The organism is Blastomonas sp. (assembly GCF_030373265.1).
Taxonomy (GTDB): Bacteria; Pseudomonadota; Alphaproteobacteria; order Sphingomonadales; family Sphingomonadaceae; genus Blastomonas.
Genome location: NZ_JAUCZC010000017.1, coordinates 1 through 18449, shown reverse-complemented (window position 1 = coordinate 18449; position 18449 = coordinate 1). Strand labels below are relative to the sequence as shown.

General features: G+C 61.4%; 14 protein-coding genes. 7 read left to right on the top strand and 7 right to left on the bottom strand.

The genetic code is table 11. The features are described from left to right. Positions 1-38 precede the first annotated feature (38 nt). Complete coding sequence (locus tag QUV11_RS11295; RefSeq protein WP_300882712.1) at positions 39-3020, bottom strand: TonB-dependent receptor; 2982 nt, start codon at positions 3018-3020, stop codon at positions 39-41. Between the two features lie 78 nt (positions 3021-3098). Then, complete coding sequence (locus tag QUV11_RS11290) at positions 3099-4454, bottom strand: carboxylesterase family protein (protein ID WP_300882710.1); 1356 nt, start codon at positions 4452-4454, stop codon at positions 3099-3101. A 235-nt stretch (positions 4455-4689) separates the two neighbouring features. On the opposite strand from QUV11_RS11290, the gene QUV11_RS11285 reads away from it, so the two are divergent. Next, complete coding sequence (locus QUV11_RS11285) at positions 4690-5538, top strand: TetR/AcrR family transcriptional regulator (protein WP_300882708.1); 849 nt, start codon at positions 4690-4692, stop codon at positions 5536-5538. A gap of 6 nt (positions 5539-5544) precedes the next feature. On the opposite strand, the gene QUV11_RS11280 is transcribed toward QUV11_RS11285, so the two are convergent. Next, positions 5545-6132, bottom strand: a complete 588-nt coding sequence (locus QUV11_RS11280; protein WP_300882706.1) for a TetR/AcrR family transcriptional regulator — start codon at positions 6130-6132, stop codon at positions 5545-5547. Between the two features lie 161 nt (positions 6133-6293). Here QUV11_RS11280 and QUV11_RS11275 point away from each other — a divergent pair, with 161 nt between their 5' ends. Next, positions 6294-7766 carry an MmgE/PrpD family protein gene (locus QUV11_RS11275; RefSeq protein ID WP_300882704.1) on the top strand — a complete coding sequence of 491 codons (1473 nt, stop codon included), beginning with the start codon at positions 6294-6296 and terminating at the stop codon, positions 7764-7766. A gap of 78 nt (positions 7767-7844) precedes the next feature. Here QUV11_RS11275 and QUV11_RS11270 read toward each other — a convergent pair whose 3' ends face one another. Beyond that, positions 7845-9023 (bottom strand): amidohydrolase family protein, encoded by a 1179-nt coding sequence (locus QUV11_RS11270; RefSeq protein WP_300882702.1) that lies wholly within the window; start codon positions 9021-9023, stop codon positions 7845-7847. Between the two features lie 314 nt (positions 9024-9337). Here QUV11_RS11270 and QUV11_RS11265 point away from each other — a divergent pair, with 314 nt between their 5' ends. Together QUV11_RS11265 and QUV11_RS11260 are read left to right on the top strand one after the other, a co-directional pair. Beyond that, on the top strand, positions 9338-10129 hold the full coding sequence (locus tag QUV11_RS11265; protein WP_300882700.1) for an acyl-CoA thioesterase II: 792 nt from the start codon (positions 9338-9340) through the stop codon (positions 10127-10129). Continuing rightward, complete coding sequence (locus QUV11_RS11260; protein WP_300882698.1) at positions 10126-10533, top strand: VOC family protein; 408 nt, start codon at positions 10126-10128, stop codon at positions 10531-10533. Before QUV11_RS11265 ends, QUV11_RS11260 begins: the two co-directional genes overlap by 4 nt. Positions 10534-10580: 47 nt before the next feature. Here QUV11_RS11260 and QUV11_RS11255 read toward each other — a convergent pair whose 3' ends face one another. Together QUV11_RS11255 and QUV11_RS11250 are read right to left on the bottom strand one after the other, a co-directional pair. Beyond that, positions 10581-12194 carry a carboxylesterase family protein gene (locus tag QUV11_RS11255; protein ID WP_300882696.1) on the bottom strand — a complete coding sequence of 538 codons (1614 nt, stop codon included), beginning with the start codon at positions 12192-12194 and terminating at the stop codon, positions 10581-10583. 15 nt (positions 12195-12209) lie between these two features. Beyond that, positions 12210-13352, bottom strand: coding sequence for a dihydrodipicolinate synthase (locus QUV11_RS11250; RefSeq protein ID WP_300882694.1), 1143 nt, complete (start codon positions 13350-13352; stop codon positions 12210-12212). Positions 13353-13648: 296 nt separating this feature from the next. On the opposite strand from QUV11_RS11250, the gene QUV11_RS11245 reads away from it, so the two are divergent. From QUV11_RS11245 to QUV11_RS11235, 3 genes are all read left to right on the top strand, one after another. Then, the gene (locus QUV11_RS11245; protein WP_300882692.1) at positions 13649-15235 is read left to right on the top strand and encodes a carboxylesterase family protein; all 1587 of its coding nucleotides are present in this window, start codon (positions 13649-13651) and stop codon (positions 15233-15235) included. Positions 15236-15301: 66 nt separating this feature from the next. Continuing rightward, positions 15302-15655, top strand: a complete 354-nt coding sequence (locus QUV11_RS11240) for an MBL fold metallo-hydrolase RNA specificity domain-containing protein (RefSeq protein WP_300882690.1) — start codon at positions 15302-15304, stop codon at positions 15653-15655. A gap of 60 nt (positions 15656-15715) precedes the next feature. Next, positions 15716-15970 carry a DUF1289 domain-containing protein gene (locus tag QUV11_RS11235; RefSeq protein ID WP_367279858.1) on the top strand — a complete coding sequence of 85 codons (255 nt, stop codon included), beginning with the start codon at positions 15716-15718 and terminating at the stop codon, positions 15968-15970. 8 nt (positions 15971-15978) lie between these two features. Here the strand turns inward: QUV11_RS11235 and QUV11_RS11230 are convergent, their stop codons facing one another. Beyond that, positions 15979-17184: a trans-acting enoyl reductase family protein gene (locus QUV11_RS11230; RefSeq protein WP_300882688.1), complete on the bottom strand. Its 1206-nt coding sequence runs from the start codon at positions 17182-17184 to the stop codon at positions 15979-15981. Between the last annotated feature and the right edge of the window lie 1265 nt (positions 17185-18449).

Genomic DNA, 18449 nt, shown 5'->3' with positions numbered 1-18449 from the left:
CGACCGGATGCAAGGCCGCTGCCCACTCGTTGGCAAGACTAGAACCTAACCTTGGTGCCCAGTCGGAACGTGCGGCCCAGCGCGTTGCCGATGAACGGATCATAGCTATACTCCAGCCGCGCTTCGGGCGGGTCGGTGTCGAAGATGTTCTCAACCCCTGCCGTGAACTGCAGGTCGAGCCCTCCGGTTTCCACATTGGCCGACAGGATCAGGTCATGCTGGGTGAAGCTGCCGATCCTGCGCCCGAAATCGGTGCCACCGAATTCTGGCGTCGAAGCACATGGCAGATTGGGCTGGCAGCGGTTATCGGTGACGCCGTCAATGTAGAGCATGTTGTAGGTGGCAGTGACGGGACCGACCCCGAATGAGGCAAAGGCGTTGCCGCGCCATTTGGACACCGTGCCCGGCGCGCGATCATAGTTGGAGAAGCCCGCAGCATCGTAGCCTTGGCTGAAGGTCAGCCCTTCAAAGGTAAAGTCCGAGAAAGTGTATTTGATTACGTGCGTTGCGTTCACGCCGACATTGATGTTCACCCCGGCAAGTTCGCCCTGATAGTTCAGTCCAAAATCAAGTCCGCTGATCTTGGAATCCGGCCCGTTGACCGTCTGGCGGCGGATGCGCGCGATATCCAGACCGATCGTGTTGGCATTGCAGACGCCGCCTTCAAACACGACGAACTGCACGAAGGGGCTGGCGCAATTGACCGCCTGCTGACCATCGCTCCCCCCAGGTGCGACCAGAGCGGCGATCGCCTGCACCGGAAGCTCGGTGAAGCGTCCCTCGAACTCGTAGGTCCAGTAATCGAGCGTGAGGGAAAAACCACCCGCATTGATGATCGCACCGATATTGTAGGTCAGCGCGGTTTCCGGCTGCAGATTGGGATTGCCGCCGGAATCGATCGCCTTGAAGTTGTTGCCTAGCACGTTGATCCCTGCCACCGCGCTGGCTCCGGTCAGCGAGAGATCGCTTGGAAGCGGGCCGCGGAACGTATCGCCCACCGAGCCCCGCAGCGCGAACCAGTCGGTCACCTGCCACCGGGCGTTGAGCTTGGGGTTGAACGTCGCACCTACCGCACCGCCATAGTCTTCGTAGCGGACTGCGCCGTTCAGCTCGAAGCCGGTGAACGGAACGATCTTGGCCTCGGCAAACACGGCATACACGTTTTGGGTATTGTTGGCGGATGGATACTGGCCGAGAAAGATGAACGGCCCGGTTGGAAAATCCAGATCGGTTGGGCTGTTGAGGCAGCTGCGCGTGCCTTCCGTAGCGCAAGGAACCGCCGCCGGATCGCTGAAGCTGTTGATTGCCCGGCTGACGAACTGTGCACTACGGTACTGCGCTCCAAAGGCATATTCGAATTCGATGCCCAGATTGGCCGATCCGCTGAACACCAGATCGACGATGCGCTGCTCCTCATAGGCCCTTGTGCCGTTTCTTGCGCGAAGCCAGCTGACCAGTTCGGGGCTATTTTCGGTCCCCGGCACATACAGCGGGTTGTCCAGGCCGAGCGCAGGATTGCCTGGCCGCGAGTTGACGAACGGGTTGAAATAGAGACAGCCATTTGCACCGGGAGTATTGCCGGTACAGTTCGGACCGCCAAGACCGTTGAGCGCATTCTGCAGGCGCCCGCCGAGAATATCGAACGAATAGGCGGTGCGATGGCTGCGCAGGAAAGTGCCATAGAGCTCCGCCCTGAAATTGGCATTGAACTCCTTTTCGAACCCGCCGGTAATCCGCCACGCGTTGTTATAAGCGGCGCCTTCGCCCGAGCCTTCGGGATCGAGCGGGTTGCCGGTCAAGCCGAATGGACGGAAGAACAGGATACTGGCATAGCCTGCCGCGTTAGCAGGGTTGCCGGGAGCAAAGGTCTGCGCCAGGAACGTGTTGAAGCCGGGATTGGCCCGCGGAACAAAGAACGCCTGTGACGACCCTGGGCCACGCGGTCCGGATGTCGGAGGATAGCTCGGCGAATAGCCGAGCGTCGGCACGTCGGTGTGCGAATACAGTGCATCGGCAACGAAGCGCAAAGTGTCCGAAAGTTCCACTTCAAACTGCGCGAACCCCTGATAGCGGTTTTCTTCCTCGATCAGATTGACGAACGGAATGAAGGAATAGCGGCATACGGGAAACACCGATGCACCCGATGGAAATGTGCCATTCAGGCCGCCGATTGCGCCGCAGGCGTTGCCCAGTTGGCCATCGACTCCAAGTCCCAGAGTCCGGCCCGCAACACCTTGGGTGATGGAGCCAAGCTTGGGGATATACGTCCCGACATCGTTCAGGAACGACCAGCCCGACGGGTTCTGCGCATAGGGCACGTTGGTGAAATCGCGTTCCCGGGTGCTCAGTTCCGAACGGCGCTGATAGCCGAACCCGACCATCAGGTTCGCCGCGCCGAAGTCGTGCCCGGCCAGAATGCTGGCCTGATAGTTGCCGTTCGATCCTTTCACGAACTGGTAGTTGCCCGCCACTTCGACCCCGGTGAAATTCCGACGCGTGACAAAGTTGGCAACGCCTGCGATCGCGTCAGAGCCGTACGTCGTCGATGCGCCATCCTTGAGCACCTCGATCCGCTGCAGCGCAAACATCGGGATGAGGTTGGTATCGGATGCGCCGTCGCCCGGTTCCGGAAAAAAACGGCGACCGTTCATCAGCACAAGCGTGCGTTCGCGGCCAAGCCCGCGCAGGTTGATCGATCCGACGCCCTGACTGCCGCCTGCGGCGTACTGATTGGATTCGCCGAGCGTGATCCCGACCGACGGCAGGGTGCGAATAAACTCAAGCGGACTGTCGATGCCGCGCTGGGTCAATTCGTCGAGCGAGTAGACATCCACGGGGAGCGAAGCGTCTTCTGCGGAACCGCGAATGTAGCTGCCGGTCACGACGATCTGACGCTCCAGGTCTCGCGTGTCCTCACTGCTCTGCTCCTGCGATTCCTGCGCGTGTGCTACTCCACCAGCCAGGATTGCCCATGGCAAAGCAAGCGTCGTCCCCAGCATGAAACGGGTCTTCCTAGACATTTCCTCTCTCCCTTTTTTTATTTGGTATTCCATTTTTGCGGGTTGTTTTTGCAACTCCGCCTTCGCTTCGCGTTCACCTCATTGCTGGCCGTCCGGTCCGTCAGGCATATCGAGCCCGCTGGTCATCACCGGACCTTTGCTACCGAAGACCGCTGTCTCACCCGCCTTTCCAAAGGGCTTCCAAGCAAAGCCGTTGCCGCAGTCGAGCGTCCGCGCATCTTTCGGCTGCCGGGCGAAGGCCACCCAGCATGCGTTCATCTGCCGCGCGATGGTGCGGTCGGTCGCATCGGCTTTTTCCCCTCCCCAGGTGGACAGGTCGATCGAATCAAACGTGAACATCAGTTCTGCGGAATGGATCGGACCGCTCTTCCATTCGGGCGCCCGAAAAGCAGGGACGTGATCGAAGCGATAAAGGAACGCCGGCGCACCGCTATCTCCCGCCAGGCTGGCGAAAGTCCTGGCTGCTGCAAACCCACGTTCGCCCATGTTTGCACCGACAAGCAGCGGCACGTCATATTCGGTGCCGTCCTTGAGCGTCGCGATGGTCGCGCGCGGCTTGTAGGCTTCGTCGCCGGTAAAGAAGAAGCCACTGCGCAGCGCGTTGGACGCTGCAAAAGTCTGTGCCGAGATGGCGCGGAGGTCATTTGCATCGGCATTCGCGGCGACGCCGATCGTCGAGAGTGCCTTGACCGCCATGTCCTTCGCTGCAGCCAGGTCGCGGTCCGGCATCAACAGGCTGCCGGACTGGACGATGGCCTTGGCGAACAGCCCCTTGGCTGCAGGCAGCGACAGCAGGTTGGTGACGATCCCGCCGCCTGCCGACTGGCCAGCGATGGTCACATTTGTCGGATCGCCACCGAAGGCGGCGATGTTGGCGCGGACCCACTGCAACGCTGCCACACTGTCCTGCAAGGCATAGTTGCCACGGGGTTCGCTCGCTTGCGCGCCGCCCGCGGTCGTCGCTTCGGCTTCGAGCGCCGGATGAATGAAATTCGCCAGGGAGCCGAGCCGATAGTTGACGCTGACCGTGATCACGCCCTGCCGGGCATTGGCGGTCCCGTCATAAGATCCCAGATGTCCCGCACCAAGGAAGAACGCCCCGCCGTGGAACCAGACCATTACAGGCGCACCCTTGCCCGCTTTCGGTGCATGGATGGTGAGATAGAGACAATCTTCAGATTGCGCGCCGTTGACGCCACCAAAATTGGCCTTGGCCGTATCGAGGTCCACCGGCTGCACACAGGGCGCCTCGTGTGCGGATGCCGCGCGCACGCCTGGCCAATCTGCCACGGCCTGAGGTGAACGCCAGCGCAGTTCGCCTATGGGTGGAGCAGCATAGGGCACGCCTCGAAAGACAAGTACGCCATTTTCATGCGAACCTGAAAGTTGCCCATTGGAGATCCGAACCAACGCCGGGTCGATCGTCGCCGGCATCTGGGCCAGGCTCGATCCAGATGACATTGCTGACAAAGCCGCACCTAGCGCAATCGCAGCGTATCGACTCATTGTTATGTTCCTCGTCCTATGAGAAGGAGCCTATCCTGAAATTTACGATCTAACAATATAGCATTTTGAAGTTCCGGTATGACCGAAAACGATGCGGACACCGCAAGGCGCGTTCGACAGTGCCGGTAGACAGACGGCGTCGCCGACCGCTATGGTCAGCGTCATGGAATTGACGCGCGAACAACTGTTTCAACAGATATGGGCAGAGCCGATCGGCGCCGTGGCGGGGCGCTTTGGGATGACCGGAAACGGCCTAGCCAAGATCTGTGATCGGCTTAACATTCCGCGGCCAAGCCGGTCGCACTGGACCCGCAACCCGCATTCGCGCGAGCCCGCACCCGCCCTGCCCCCGCCGCCTTTGGGACTGAGCGAAGTCGTGGCCTTCGGGTCGCGCCAGACGCGGCAATCGCCCGGTGTCAGAACCAGGCTCGACGCCGCCAGCCGCCGCAGCCAGATTATCGCCGCAGCCCGCCAGATCGCAATGGAAGAAGGCCTTTCGGCGCTCACCATGCGGCGCCTGGGCCATACGGTCGGCATCAGCGACACCCAGGTTCACAACTGCTTCGGCGGACGTATCGACCTGTTGACCACGATGGCGCGCGAGGAAATCGCCAGGCAGGAAGCCGCGCGGGTACGCCGCGTGGCGCGCAACGCCGATCGCCGCACGATCATCATGCTCTCGACGATCGGGTATCTCCACGAGGCGGCGGAGCACGGCACGCTGCTGCAGATGCTGCTGCGCGTACCGGAGGTCAAGGAGGCCCTGCGCGATGAGCGGCAACTGGCCGCGACGACCGCCCGAGCGCCGATCATTGAACGGCTAACCGAGTCGGGTGCGATGGATGCGGCGACCGCGCGCGCTTCGACCACCGCGCTCACCGCCGTCTCGCTCAAGGCGGGCGGCATCGTGGCGGCAGGGCGGGCGCCGTTCGCCATGGTCGAGCAGCTTTGCCTGTCGATTCTCATGGCAGGGGTGGCCAGCGACGAGCGACTGGCCGACGGCTTGCGCTGATCAGCGTCAGGCCTCGCGCACTTCCATTGCATCCAGCGCCGCCGCGAGCAGTCGTTCGCTGGTAGACATCGCGACAGCCACGTCGACCGCGCCGGATCGTACCAGTCGCGCCAGCGCCTCGGGTATCGCCGCAAGAAGTTCAAGCGTCACGAAGGCGCCGCGCGGCGCAAGCTGCAACTCGCACGACACATCTCGCGCGATTATCAGCAGGATCCGACGAAACAGCCGCGAGCTTTGCGGCTGCAACGGGCTGTCTTGATGGCGTTCGCGCAACACCAGGTGGATGAGATGGCCGCGTTCGACAAGGTGCTGCAGATACCCGTGAAACAGCCCAAGCATGCGTGGCCGGAAATCGCTGTGTTGATCGCGCATCTGTTTGACCAGCTGGTCGAGCCGTAACGCCTGTTCAAAAAACAGCGCATCAATGATCTGCGGGACGCTGTCGAAATAGACATAAAGCAGGCTGCGGCTGACCCCTAGTTCCTCGGCGATCGCGTTGAGCGAAACGTTGAGGGAGCCGCGCGCGATCACCAGCTGTTCGGCCACGGCCAACACCTGCTCGCGTCTCCCAGTTTCATCGCCCTGCACCGTCATGGCTGCAAGCAATGGCTTGTTCCGCCCGAATTGACAAGCCGACGCCATCAGCTGGCTCGAATAATCTCTATTTGTTTGACTGTCAGAGCCGATCTGTCCAGCATGGGCAGCCAAAATCCGTTTAGCGCCAGGATACCGAATGTATGAAAAACGGGATAGCAATGACCAGACGTACCATCATGAAAGGTGGCGGAGCCACGCTTGCACTGGGCACGGCGAGCACCGGAACACTGGGGCAACAAGCAGCACGCGAAGCTTCCTGGGCGCCGGTGGTGCCTGCGCTCACCGCCTATATCGCGGGTGCCGCCCAGCACGCAGTGCCTGGCGAAGTGCGCGAAAGGGCCAAGCTCCACGTCCTCGATACGCTGGCCTCTATCATCGCGTGCCACACGCTCGAAGCGGCGACGCTGGGGCGTGCCTATGCCAGCGCGATAGGCGGTCGGGGCGAAAGTCCGATCCTGGGCTCCAGCCAGACCGCGCCGCCAGTCGATGCCGTCTTTGCCAGCGCTATGACCGCCCATGCCGCCGAGATCAACGACTTCATTCCGTCCGCTTATGTCCAGCCAGGGCCCGCCATCGTCAGCGCGGCACTGGAAACCGCGCGGAGCAACCGCCGCAACGGGCGCGATCTGATCAGCGCGGTCATCGTGGGCTATGAAATTGCAGGGCGGCTGCCCAAGGCGATCGGTACGCGCAACCTCTATCTGGCAGGCCTCGCCAATCACGGCATCGCTCCCACGTTCGGCACCGCCGCAGCCTGCGCCCCGCTGCTCGGGCTCGACCGGATGCAGGTGAACCACATGATCGCCTATTGCGCGCAGCAGGCGTCAGGATCGTGGCAATGGCTGCTCGATGTCCGTCATGTCGAAAAAGCGTTCGTCTTCGCCGGAATGGGCGCGCGCAACGGCATGCAGGCCGCGCACATGGCGCGCCTCGGCTTTACCGGGGTGCCCGACAGCTTCGACAACGAAAAGGGATGGTTCCGCTGGCGAGCGTTTCAGGGAGAGGGCAATAATCATGCCTCACTGGTTGAAGGGCTGAACCAGCGCTGGGAGCTGCAGCTGGCCGCGATGAAGCGCTATCCCGTGGGCGGCCCCACCCAGCCTGCAGTGCGCGCGCTGCTGGATCTGCGCGGAACGATCCGGCCCGATCAGGTCCGCTCGATCCTGGTTGCCATGCCGGGAGAGGCAAGCACGTTTGAGCGTGCCAACATGCCAGCGCTCAACATCCCGTACCTTGCTGCCATCATCATGCTGGACGGCAGGCTGGATTTTGTCGCTGCGCAATCGTTGGAACGGCTGAACACCGACAAGGCTGCCGCCGAGTTCGCTCGCCGCGTCACGGTTGTGCAAGACAAGGCGCAGGATTCGGGTGAAGGCGCGGACCGCACCGAGAGTGCGCGCGTCACTGTCACCCTGACCAACGGCGAGCAAGCCGAGCGCTTCGTGCCCTATGTTCCGGGCTTCCCGACGCATCCACTGACAAAGGTCGAAGCCGAAGAGAAAGCGCGCGAGTTGGTTGCGCCCGTGCTGGGACCATCGAAGGCCGATGCCTTGGTTGCGCTGTGCGACAAGCTCGATACGGCCCCGTCCGTCGATCCGCTCGTGGCGCTGATGCGCCTGCCCGGCGTCTGACAAAAAAAGAGGCGCCGGCATGGGCCGGGCGCCTCTTGGACCCTAAGGCCGCTGCCGCAGGGCAACGGCCCGGCAACCTCACTCCGCGGCGACCGCCACCTGGACCGCATCGCGGCACATCATGTGATCGTAATTGGTGCGGAAGAACATGTCCTGCACCTGCGCATCCATGCCCGCGAGCGATGCTTCGAACTTGCCCAACGGGTCGCGGGTTCCTTCGGGGTGGGGATAATCGCTCGAGAACATGTACAGCTCGGGCCAGCTATCCCGGATCATCCGCCCCACATCCTCGTTCGGGAACGGGGTGAAACGGACGGCACGGCGGATGTACTCGGACGGCTGCAGGTCCATCGACTGCAGATAAGGGTCGGTCTTGTTGAAAGACTGCCAGCCATGATCGAGCATGCGCAGGAATTCCGGAACCCAGCCCGCCCCGCTTTCAATAACTCCGCCGCGCAGGTCTGGAAAGCGCTGGAATACGCCGTCATAGATCATGGCGGTGAGGAACTCCTGCGGCGCAAACCATAGGCACAGGAAATCGGGGAAGCGCAGGTTCTCGCCGCCGCCGTGCAGATCGGGTGCGCGCTCGCGGCCATTGTTCTTGAATTTGGCGGGCTGGGTCTTGGTCCCTGGGCCGATGTGCAGCATGAAGGGGATGCTGCTGTCCTGCAGCAATTGCCAGAACGGGTCGAAATCGGCGTGGCCGGGGCTTTTGTCGCCCGCAGGACCTGCCGAGAACATGATCGCCGCCGCGCCTTCGGCGATGGCGCGCCGCGCTTCATCAAGCGCGCGCGCAGGATCATCAAGCGGAGCAAACGCGACGCAGTCCAGCCTCGGATCGGCGTTGCAGAAATCCTGCTGCGCCATGTTGAGCGCGCGCGCCGCAGCGTAGCGCTGATCATTGGTTTCCGCGCGGGTGATCGCGGCCAGGCCGAATGTGGGGAATACCAGCTGCTTCTTGAAGCCCAGCCAGTCGAGTGCCTCGACCCGTTCCTCCTTGTCGAACCCGCCATAACCCAGCCAGCCCTTCGCGCCTTCGATCGGATTTTCCAGCGCCTTGGCGCGCGCGGCCGGATCGGCTTTGCGGGCCTTGGCCATGTCGATCATCTTGATGATCCGCTCACCGCCATCCTTGTCAGAATAGACCTGCGAATACTGATCCTTGAACGCGCTATCGACATAGGGAGCGAGCCAGTCCTGTGTCTCCATAGTGTGCGCGTCCGCATCGTTGATGAGTCTTCCCTTTGCATAAACCACGGCGATTCTCCTTGCTGTGCCGGCTTTATCGATTCTATTTGTGAGATTGTCAATTTATTCGAAAGTTGGGTTTGAGGGTGTCAGCGTCGGCCTGGCGGCATCTGCGCGACCGAAATTAGCCTTCTGCTGCCTAATGGGCCGGTAGCGAACAGGTTCGGATGGAACTCAGCGTAGGTGATACCCTTGCAGCGCAGGATTTATTCGAATAGTCGGTACGGAACTATTTAAGGGAGGCGACCATAAAGCTGCTACACGAATTGTTGAGGCCGCAACGCCGATCAGATGGAGAATGGACCGGTAGACCCGGCCCCGCCATGGGCCCGCGCATGTTCGGCGGCCAGGCCGTCGCGCAGGCGTTGCTCGCTGCTGCGGGCGAAGAGCAAGGTGGAAAACTGGCGCATTCGCTGCACGCGCATTTCTTAAAGGCCGGGATTGCGTCCGAACCGACCGACTATGCGGTCACCACGCTGTCCGAAGGGCGCAGCTTCGCCACACGCAGGATCGACGCCCGGCAGCGTGGACAGCTTATCTTCAGCATGACTGCGTCGTTTCATGCGCCCGAACCGGGCCTATGCCACCAGATCGATGCGCCCCTTTCACTCGATATCGAAGCGGCGCTGCAATCGCTGGAGCAGTGGATCGACAAACACCCGGATTCCGCAGCATCGCCGATCTTCGGCCGTCTCGAGAAGCGACCGATAGAGATCGTCCCGCTCGATCCCGGCGCCCTTTTCAGCAGCCGTCCGCGCGAACCAAGCACCGGCACCTGGATGCGGATACGGCAGGCCTCGCCCGACGATCCGGCGCTGCAACGAGCGATCCTGGCCTACGCGTCGGATATGATGTTCCTGCGCAACGCGATGCTTCCGCACCGCATACGGCCAGGAAGCGATCGCGTGCAGGCGGCAAGCCTGGACCACGCCTTGTGGTTTCACACGACGCCCGATTTCAACGACTGGCTGCTCTATGCCACCAGCAGCCCGTGGTCCGGCCATGCGCGCGGACTGAACCTTGGCCATTTCTTTGCCCGCGATGGGCAACTGATCGCCACGGTCACCCAGGAAAACCTGATGCGCCCAAGGGGCGACGGAGATACGACGACATGACACAAGCCAGCCCGACCAGCGACACCGCGCACCCTGCGCTCTTCTCCTTCGTCAAACTCGTGGTCCCGGATATCGACAACGCGACGCAGTTCTTCGTCGCCGGTTTCGGCATGAAGCACTCTGATACAATCGATACCCCGCATTTTCGCGAACACATGCTCACTGGGCGCAAGGGTTCGGTCACGGTCGTGCTGTTCCACTGGAAGGACAAGCGCCCGCTCGAAATCGGCAATGGCTGGGGCCCGCTTGGCATGATCTCGCGCGATCTGGACGGTGATGTCGCGCGCGCCATCGCTGCAGGTGCGCGCCAGAAGGGCGAGACGGTCCAGTTCGGCCCGGCGCGCATCGCATTCCTGCTGACTCCCGACGGGCACGAGATCGAGCTGTTGCAGCCCGGCACCTGACGGCGACCCGTTCCGGACGCCATGGCGTCCGGAACGGAATAACGCCTCTAACGCGCAGGCCCTTCTGGTAGCAGCCGCTGCAACAGCTCGCGCTCAGCTGCATCGGGATCGACCACGAGCTGCGGCTTGACGTCGAAGATCATCGTCGCCCTCAGCGCCGGAGAGTAGGTCGACCATTGCGGCAGCGCGCGGGTGGCGGGATTGCCTGTGCGCGCGAAGGCGATCCACGCATCGGCCATCAGGTCGGCCATACGCTGCGTCTGCTTGGTCTCAGGCCCGGTATAGCTGGTCGATCGCGCCACGTTGTCGAACACGAACGCGATGTCCAGCGCGTGGGGCGTGCCCAGCCTGCCGCCTTCGACCGGTGTCTTCCAGTCCAGCCGGTACATGTAAACCGGCGCTGGCTGCGCGCTCTTTCGTTCGGCCTGACGCAGCGCGGCGCTGCGGTAGTTGCGGAACGTCGCCACCTGGAAAAACACGTCGCTGGCGCTGTAGCCGGGATGCGCCGCGCGCATGCCGGTGATCACCTCGGCCACCGCGGCCGCAGGCACAAAGGCTTCCAGCTTTTGCGGCAGCTGCTCCCAGGTCAGCGCAAAGTTGCCGGGTTGACCAAGCCCGCCCTGCAACCGCATCTCGTTGGCGTTGCTGCCCACGAGCAGGGGAATGTCGGCAGATACCGGGGTCGCATCGGGCGCATAGGGGTGCCGTGTCAGCGCGCGCCCATCGACCACCGGGCGATAGAAGCCGCCCCTGCTGCGCGATTGCACCATCGCCTTGAGCAGCGCATCCATCGGCATTGCGGCCAGATCCTGCACCGTCGTTGCCCCTGCAGTCGCCAGCAGATCCTTCGCCAGCGCAGACGCCAGCCGCGGATCGAACCCCGCGAGCGACATCGAACCCGATTGCGCGATCGCGCGATGAAACAGGCCGCGCGCATCGGGCATCGCCATCAGCGTCGAGACCTTGGCCGCACCGCCCGATTCCCCGAAGATGGTCACGTTGCCGGCATCGCCGCCGATCGCCTCGGCGTGATCGCGCACCCATTGCAGCGCCTTGATGATATCGAGGCTGCCGAGGTTGCCTGCATCGGCATAGCGCGGATCGTCGCTCACCTGCGCCAAGTGGCTGTAGCCAAAGGCGTTCAGCCGGTGGTTCAGCGTCACCACCACAACATCGCCGCGCTCGGCCAGCCGCGATCCGTCATATCCGTGGCTGGAGCCCGAACCGGTGACATAGCCGCCACCGTGCAGCCAGACCATGATCGGTCGCTTCTTGTTGTCCCCCTGCCCGCGCGTCCAGACATTCAGGAACAGACAGTCTTCGCTCATCCCGCGTGGATTGGCCCATGAGGAGAAGACTGGCACTTCGCCGGGCTCGGGCTGCGGACAATCGCTGCCAAAGTCACTGGCATCGGCTGGCGCAGTCCATGGCGACGGATCGGAAGCACGCTGGAATCGCCGCCCCTCGGTCGAAGCGGCGTAGCGTATCCCGCGATAGACGCGCACCTGCCCCTTGCTACCCTCGACCTTCCCCGCCACCGGACCAAACCGCGTCTGCAATATAGCGGAGGAGGTTGCGCGCGATGGCGCGGCCGTCACCGGCGCCAGCGCGCTCGCGAACAGCGCCGCCAGCGCCAGGGTGCTCTTGAAGGCTTGTTTCATGTCAGGGGTGTCCTCTTATTCACGCGAATATCCGCTCGCTTGCAGTTTGGCTCCGGGCCGCTCGCCGCGAGACCAGGCGGCGCGCCCGACGATAAATTGGTCGTCGTCTTGGGCATCGACCGGCTGCAACCCAGCCGCGGCAAATGCCGTGCGGATCGCGGTGCGACCGGCCGCATCCAGCACAGGGATCGCCCCTTTGGGTGCATGGGGGTCAGCAGGCAGCAAACCGCCATTCCCCCCGCCCAGCCACTGGTAATAGCGATTGTGCGGCCAGGGATGTGCGCCCTTCGCGAGCACCGGTGCCTGCACCGCAAAGAAGTGCACCAATACCGGTTGCAACCGCTGCGCCAACGCATCGAGCTGATCGAAATCGCCACACGCCGATGCTTCGAGCAGTCTTATGCCGGCCCTGTCGGCTGGAGTCTGGATCGCCTCGGCATTCCACTGTCCGCTCCACGCTATGTGGAACCGCCGCGCGAGCTGTGGCAGGAAGTCCAGATTGACCGGCCCGATCGAAAGCCTGTTGCCGAGCCTGCGGCACAGTTCGACCGTGGCCGCTTCGGAAACCGTCTGCGAAACCTTGACTCCAACGACATTGGGCATATCGGCGATGCGGTCATAGACGTCGAGCGGCTGCCCTTCCGGCCCCAGTGCGGCAAAGGCGCGCCGCCCGGTCGCCGCATAGAGCATCACGGGCAGAGCAGTGGCCTGTACCCGCGCAGCTATCAGGTCGTGAAGCGCCCGCGAATCCACGCCACGTGGAAAGGTCGATGCCAGTAGCACAAGGTCGACACCATGCCGTTCAAGCCCTTTGAGCACATCCCGATCCGCTTCCACGTCACGCCCGAAAATGGTGCCATGTACCGCGATTTTGCCCCGCGCCTCGTCGCACACAATCCGATGGAAGTGATCCCAATTAGCCGTCCCGGGAAGGGTCCAGTTCGGCATCGGCATTGTGCCTGAAAATCCGTGCGCAATGGCGGCGCGCACATCGATGCGGATCGCGTCTTCATCCAGAATGGTACCGTCAGTACGGAACGAGGGCTGGATGAGGTTCATCAGCCCAGTCAGTCGCGCACGCGCCCATTTGCGCTGCAAGGTGGAACTGTCCGGCAAGATCCGTGCCTCGCTCGCAACCACCGCTGGATCAGACCCCATATTCAGATTTGCCTTTCTAAAGGCCGAATCCGACAACTCAGGTGCGGTACAGATGGCACGCCGCTCACGCAGTCATCCCCCTGCTATCAGGAGATCGCCGCACTGATTCGGCAATTCCTTCGATCATCCCATCGACAAGACCCCGCATTCCCACCCTCTCACGCTGCTTCCCGCCAGCGAGTATGATCGCCATACCCATTTATTGAAAAAAGGCTTAACACAGATGTTCTATTGGTTCTAGTGTCAGTCACGCGAACTGCCCCGGCAGGGGCCGCGACACAAAGGAGAGTCACATGATGTCACGCAGGACAGCGATCGCCGCGAGCTTGGCCACTGGAATGGGCCTTTTGGTCGAGCCGGCGCTGGGCAGTACGTTGTTTCCGGTGGTCGAGACAGCGCAAGGCAGATTGCGCGGGCTTTCATCGGGGGGCGTAGCGATATTTCGCGGCGTTCACTATGCCGGCGACACGGCGGGCGCCAACCGCTTCATGCCTCCCCTCCCGCCGGAGAGCTGGGCCGGGGTGCGCGATGCGCTGCACTGGGGTGATGTCGCGCCGCAAGTGCCGGGGGACCGGCGATCGGTCTACGCCGATCTCATCATGGTGGATCGCAACCCTTCGGGTATGGGCGAGAACAACCTTACGCTCAACCTGTGGACCCCGAAAATCGATGCCACTGCCAAGAAGCCGGTCATCGTCGTGCTGCACGGTGGCGGATTCTACAGCGGATCGGGCAATTCGGTCGGAATGGACGGCGAGCAAATGGCCCGCTTTACCGACAGCGTAGTCATTGCGATCAACCACAGGCTCGGCGCGTTCGGCTTTCTCCACCTGCCCGAATACGCCGGATCCGATTTTGCCACATCGGGCACCGTGGGGATGCAGGACATCGTCGCCGCGCTGGCGTGGGTCCGACAGAACGTTGCCGAATTCGGCGGCGATCCCTCGCGCGTGCTCGTCTATGGCCAATCGGGTGGCGGTGCCAAGACCAGCGTCCTCATGGCGATGCCCTCGGCAAAAGGTCTGCTCCACCGTGCGGGGGTGATGAGCGGATCGGCCTTGCGCATGATGCCGCCTGAGATGGCTTCGGCCGCCACGCGCCGCCTCCTCGCGGCGCTCGACATCGCGCCCGAAAACGCACGCCAGCTGCAGCAGGTTCCCTGGACGACGCTGCTCGAAACTCAGGCCAAGCTGGAGATGACAGACCGGGCAAAAGGCGAAGCACCAGGAGCGTTCGCGCCGGTGATCGATGGCATCACCCTCCCCCGCCATCCGTGGGACCCCGATGCCCCGGCGGTGTCCGCCGATGTGCCGATGATCATTTCCAGCGCACTTGATGAGCGCGCCTATCGCATGGCAGATTTCGCGATGACCGAGGCCGGTCTGATGACGTTTGCGCAAAAGCTGTTCGGCGATGACGCGGCAGAAGCCGTCGCGGCCTACCGCGCTGAAGCGCCCGACGAAAAACCTTTCCTTCTGGCCGCGCGGATGGACACCGACCGCACCTTCCGTAAAAGTGCGTTCGCCCAGGCCGAGCGCAAGGCAAAGCAAGGCGGCGCCAAGGTCTGGGCCTATCTATGGAAGGCCGCGAGCCCTGCAGCGGGTGGCCGCTTTGGGGCGGTGCACGGTATCGATGTCGCGCCCAGCCTCTATAATACCCGTAGCGCGCTCAATGGATCGTCGCCGGAAGCCATCAGCCTTGCGGCAGCCATCGCTTCAAGCTGGGCTGCCTTTGCCGCCAACGGAACGCCGGACAACCCACGCATTCCTCAATGGCCCGCTTATGAAAGCACGCAGAGGTCCACGCTGATTTTTGACGATACGATCACCATCGCTGCCGATCCGCGGGGCGCCATGCGCAAATTCCACACCAGAGAGAACTGAAACCCTGTTCAGCCGCACCGTTCGTACCAAAACCGAACTCTGTTATCGCCGGAAATAATTCTGCGTATGCCCCGCTCTATAGGTTTGAATTACTCTTGCGTACGGGACTTTGAGCGCGGTGGAGCGGGCTTTACCGCTGCCGACGCTTATGCGTTCTCCAATTGGAGTGGCTATCTGGATCCGGCAGATCCCAACACGGGGTGGGCCCGAGCACAGGCGGCTGGAGCCAGAACAGTGAAGCTGCATACTTCCGGGCATGCAAGCCCCGCCGACTTGGCACGTTTCGCCAACGCGATAGGTCCAAAGGCGCTCGTCCCTGTCCACGGCGTCGCTTGGGACAATCCGCAGATTGCTTTGCCACCAATCCGCAGATTATCGGACGGTGAGCCGTGGGATTTGCCGCACGCCGCCGCGAGATAGCCTTGCAAACTGGCTTGCAGAACACTGGTCGCGGGGGCCGCAGGAAGTCAATTGCAACTGATGCTGAGCCGACCGCCGCATGACTTGGCACGCTTGCTCAGCGGCCGCGCCTGTGGTGTGAGGAGCGACATGAAGTCACCGTGCAATCAGACCTGCAGGATTTATGAGCGAATGGGCTACTGCGAAGGCTGTGGTCGCAATCTGGGCGAAATCCAAGAATGGCCAAGTGCATCGGATACAAGAAAACGGCAGATATTATCAGATCTTCCCTCAAGGTTGGCCGCATTGTTTGCGGAGCGCGGCCGACAAGAGTGATTGCTAGGCTACGACAATAGCTCGAACGTCAGCCCTGCATTTGCCTCAAGCCGGTCGATCAGCCTGTCGCCGAGGATCGTTGCCGGCGTCCAGAAGCCACCCGGCACCTTGTCGGGCACGTCTTTGGCGAGGCACGCAGCAGCTTGAGACAGCATCTTCGCGGTCGACCCATAGCCTGGATCGCGGTCGCCCGTGACCCGGCAGCGCAGTGTGTCGCCCTTCGGAGTTGAACCCAGGAACATCAGTTCAAACCCGCCTTCGCGTTGCGCCTTCTCGCTCGGGCCTTCGCCTGGCTTTGGCAGCACTACGGTTTCAAGCAGCCACCGGACCGGAGGCACAGCCAGACCGACCATCAGCGCGTTTGCACCCCAGGTTGTTGCTCGGGCCATCCCCTTGCCCTTGGTTGCCACAGCTTCCTCGTACCTGAAGTCAGTGCCATAGCCGTTGCCACTTAACGCGTTCGACCGATGCACTACCCGTGTATTGATGCCCGCCATGATGAAGGGCGCGATCCAGCCACCATAGGCCTTGTCGTATTCGATCTTCACTTCCTTTTGCGGGACGGCGAATGGATGGCTCGGAGGGCACAGGCTGTATGGGTCCTTCAGCTCGCGGCGAAGCTCGGCATCGCTGACCGCTTCCTTGACCATATTGATCATGCTCGCGATGGTACCACCAGAGGCGCCACCCTTCATACTGACGACGCGCATGTCGATCGTGTTGCAGGCTTGACCAAACCGCTGAACCGAATGTTTCTGTAGGAAATGGACGCCGAGATCGGAAGGGATGGAGTCAAAGCCGCAGCAATGGACGATCCTTGCGCCACTCCGCTCTGCGTCAGCCTCATGGCGTGACTGCATCTTGCGAATCCACTGTGGCTCGCCGGTCAGGTCGCAGTAGTGGGTGCCGGTCGTGGCGCAGGCTTTCACCAACAGATCGCCGTAGAGTGCATACGGGCCGACGGTGGACATTACGACCTTGGTTCGGTCGCACATCTGCTTCAACGCCGTCTCATCAGATGCGTTTGCCAAGATTTGCTCTACGCCAGCGAGCCCAATTGTGTCGCTCAGGCTCTGCAGCTTGCTGGGTGATCGCCCGGCAATGGCCCATTTGATGGACCCATCGGCGAACTGCTCGTGCATATAGCGCGTGATGATCTGGCCAACGAAGCTGGTCGCGCCGAACACGATTATGTCGAGTTTGTTGTCCGTCATTTTGCTTCAAATGCCTCATGATGCAGGGCCGCCGACGAGGGTCGAGTTACAAAGATGGCTGGTTGGGCCTTTGTGTGCAAACCCGCCAACATCAACAAACCCGTTCATAGCCGTTTCCAGCTCTTTCGCCGGACCTGGATGGGTGTGGCCGATCAGTGAGGCACGTATAGCCCAAGATAGACAAGGTAGAACGTGAAGCTTTCGGCGGACTAGTACCAAAAGAAGCATTCCTTTAATGTATGGTTTTTATGCTCGATAAAACCTCACGATCGCGTGCTTATGATCGTTCCATTTGGACGCACAGCAGCCCCTTCTGCATCGTTTGCCCACCGCAGGTCCAACGCAAAGACGCCCCAGCAAGCACCCACGAGCGCCCCAAGCCGGAAGGCCCTTCCGATGGGAACTTCTGATCTACCTTGTGAAGAGGTGGTGCGCTTACGGGAACCTCACAATCCATTTAAACAATTGAATTAAAACGCTTAACTGACCCACACCTCCAACTTTGCCCCCAATTGTGCCCCAAAAATTATTCTAACTATTTGATTTCAAGCGGGTTTGAGTCCGAAATTGTGACTGACTTCGGCAACCGTTGGCCCTTTCGCCGCTGATGCAGGAGCCAATTTTGTCGCGATACAAGGATCCATTTTTGATGGGTTTTCCGCTACCAAAAAATGTAGATCTCTTCCGATCGCATGGCTGTTGATGGGCCGGTTGTTGAATGGCAGGTTGTGGGATGCCAATGGCGGAAAGCGGCCGTCCGATTTGCCATTTAGCAATGGCAGTAGGCGACGCAGAGTTGGTCGCTTACATCATCCGCCACAAGCGCCTACTCCTGACAGAAGCTGTCCTGCGGATTCCAAGAATGTGGTTCAACAGTTCGCGCAATCTCGTTCATCGGGCACCGCAAGCACGATACCTGGAACCGGTCATTCAAGAGGCATCGTACCAATGTCGGCATTTTTCGGTCGAGGCATGCCGGCTCCCTTTCGATCTTCCAATTCGGCCGATGCTGGCCAATAAAAAAACGACGATTAGTTTTTGTTGAAGAACACAAACAAAAGATCTGTGTTGATTGAAGCGTATGCAAATAATGCAGGTAAAACGCCCATCATCCCGATAATCAGTTTTTTTATAGTCCGGACCCAGCTAATTCATCACATGTCATAGATAAAATATATACCGGATATTACTAATCAGTACGACAGGAAATTGGACACCTCGAAGAACGCGTTATTTTTGGGCTGACGATGGTGCGAGGGGTCTGA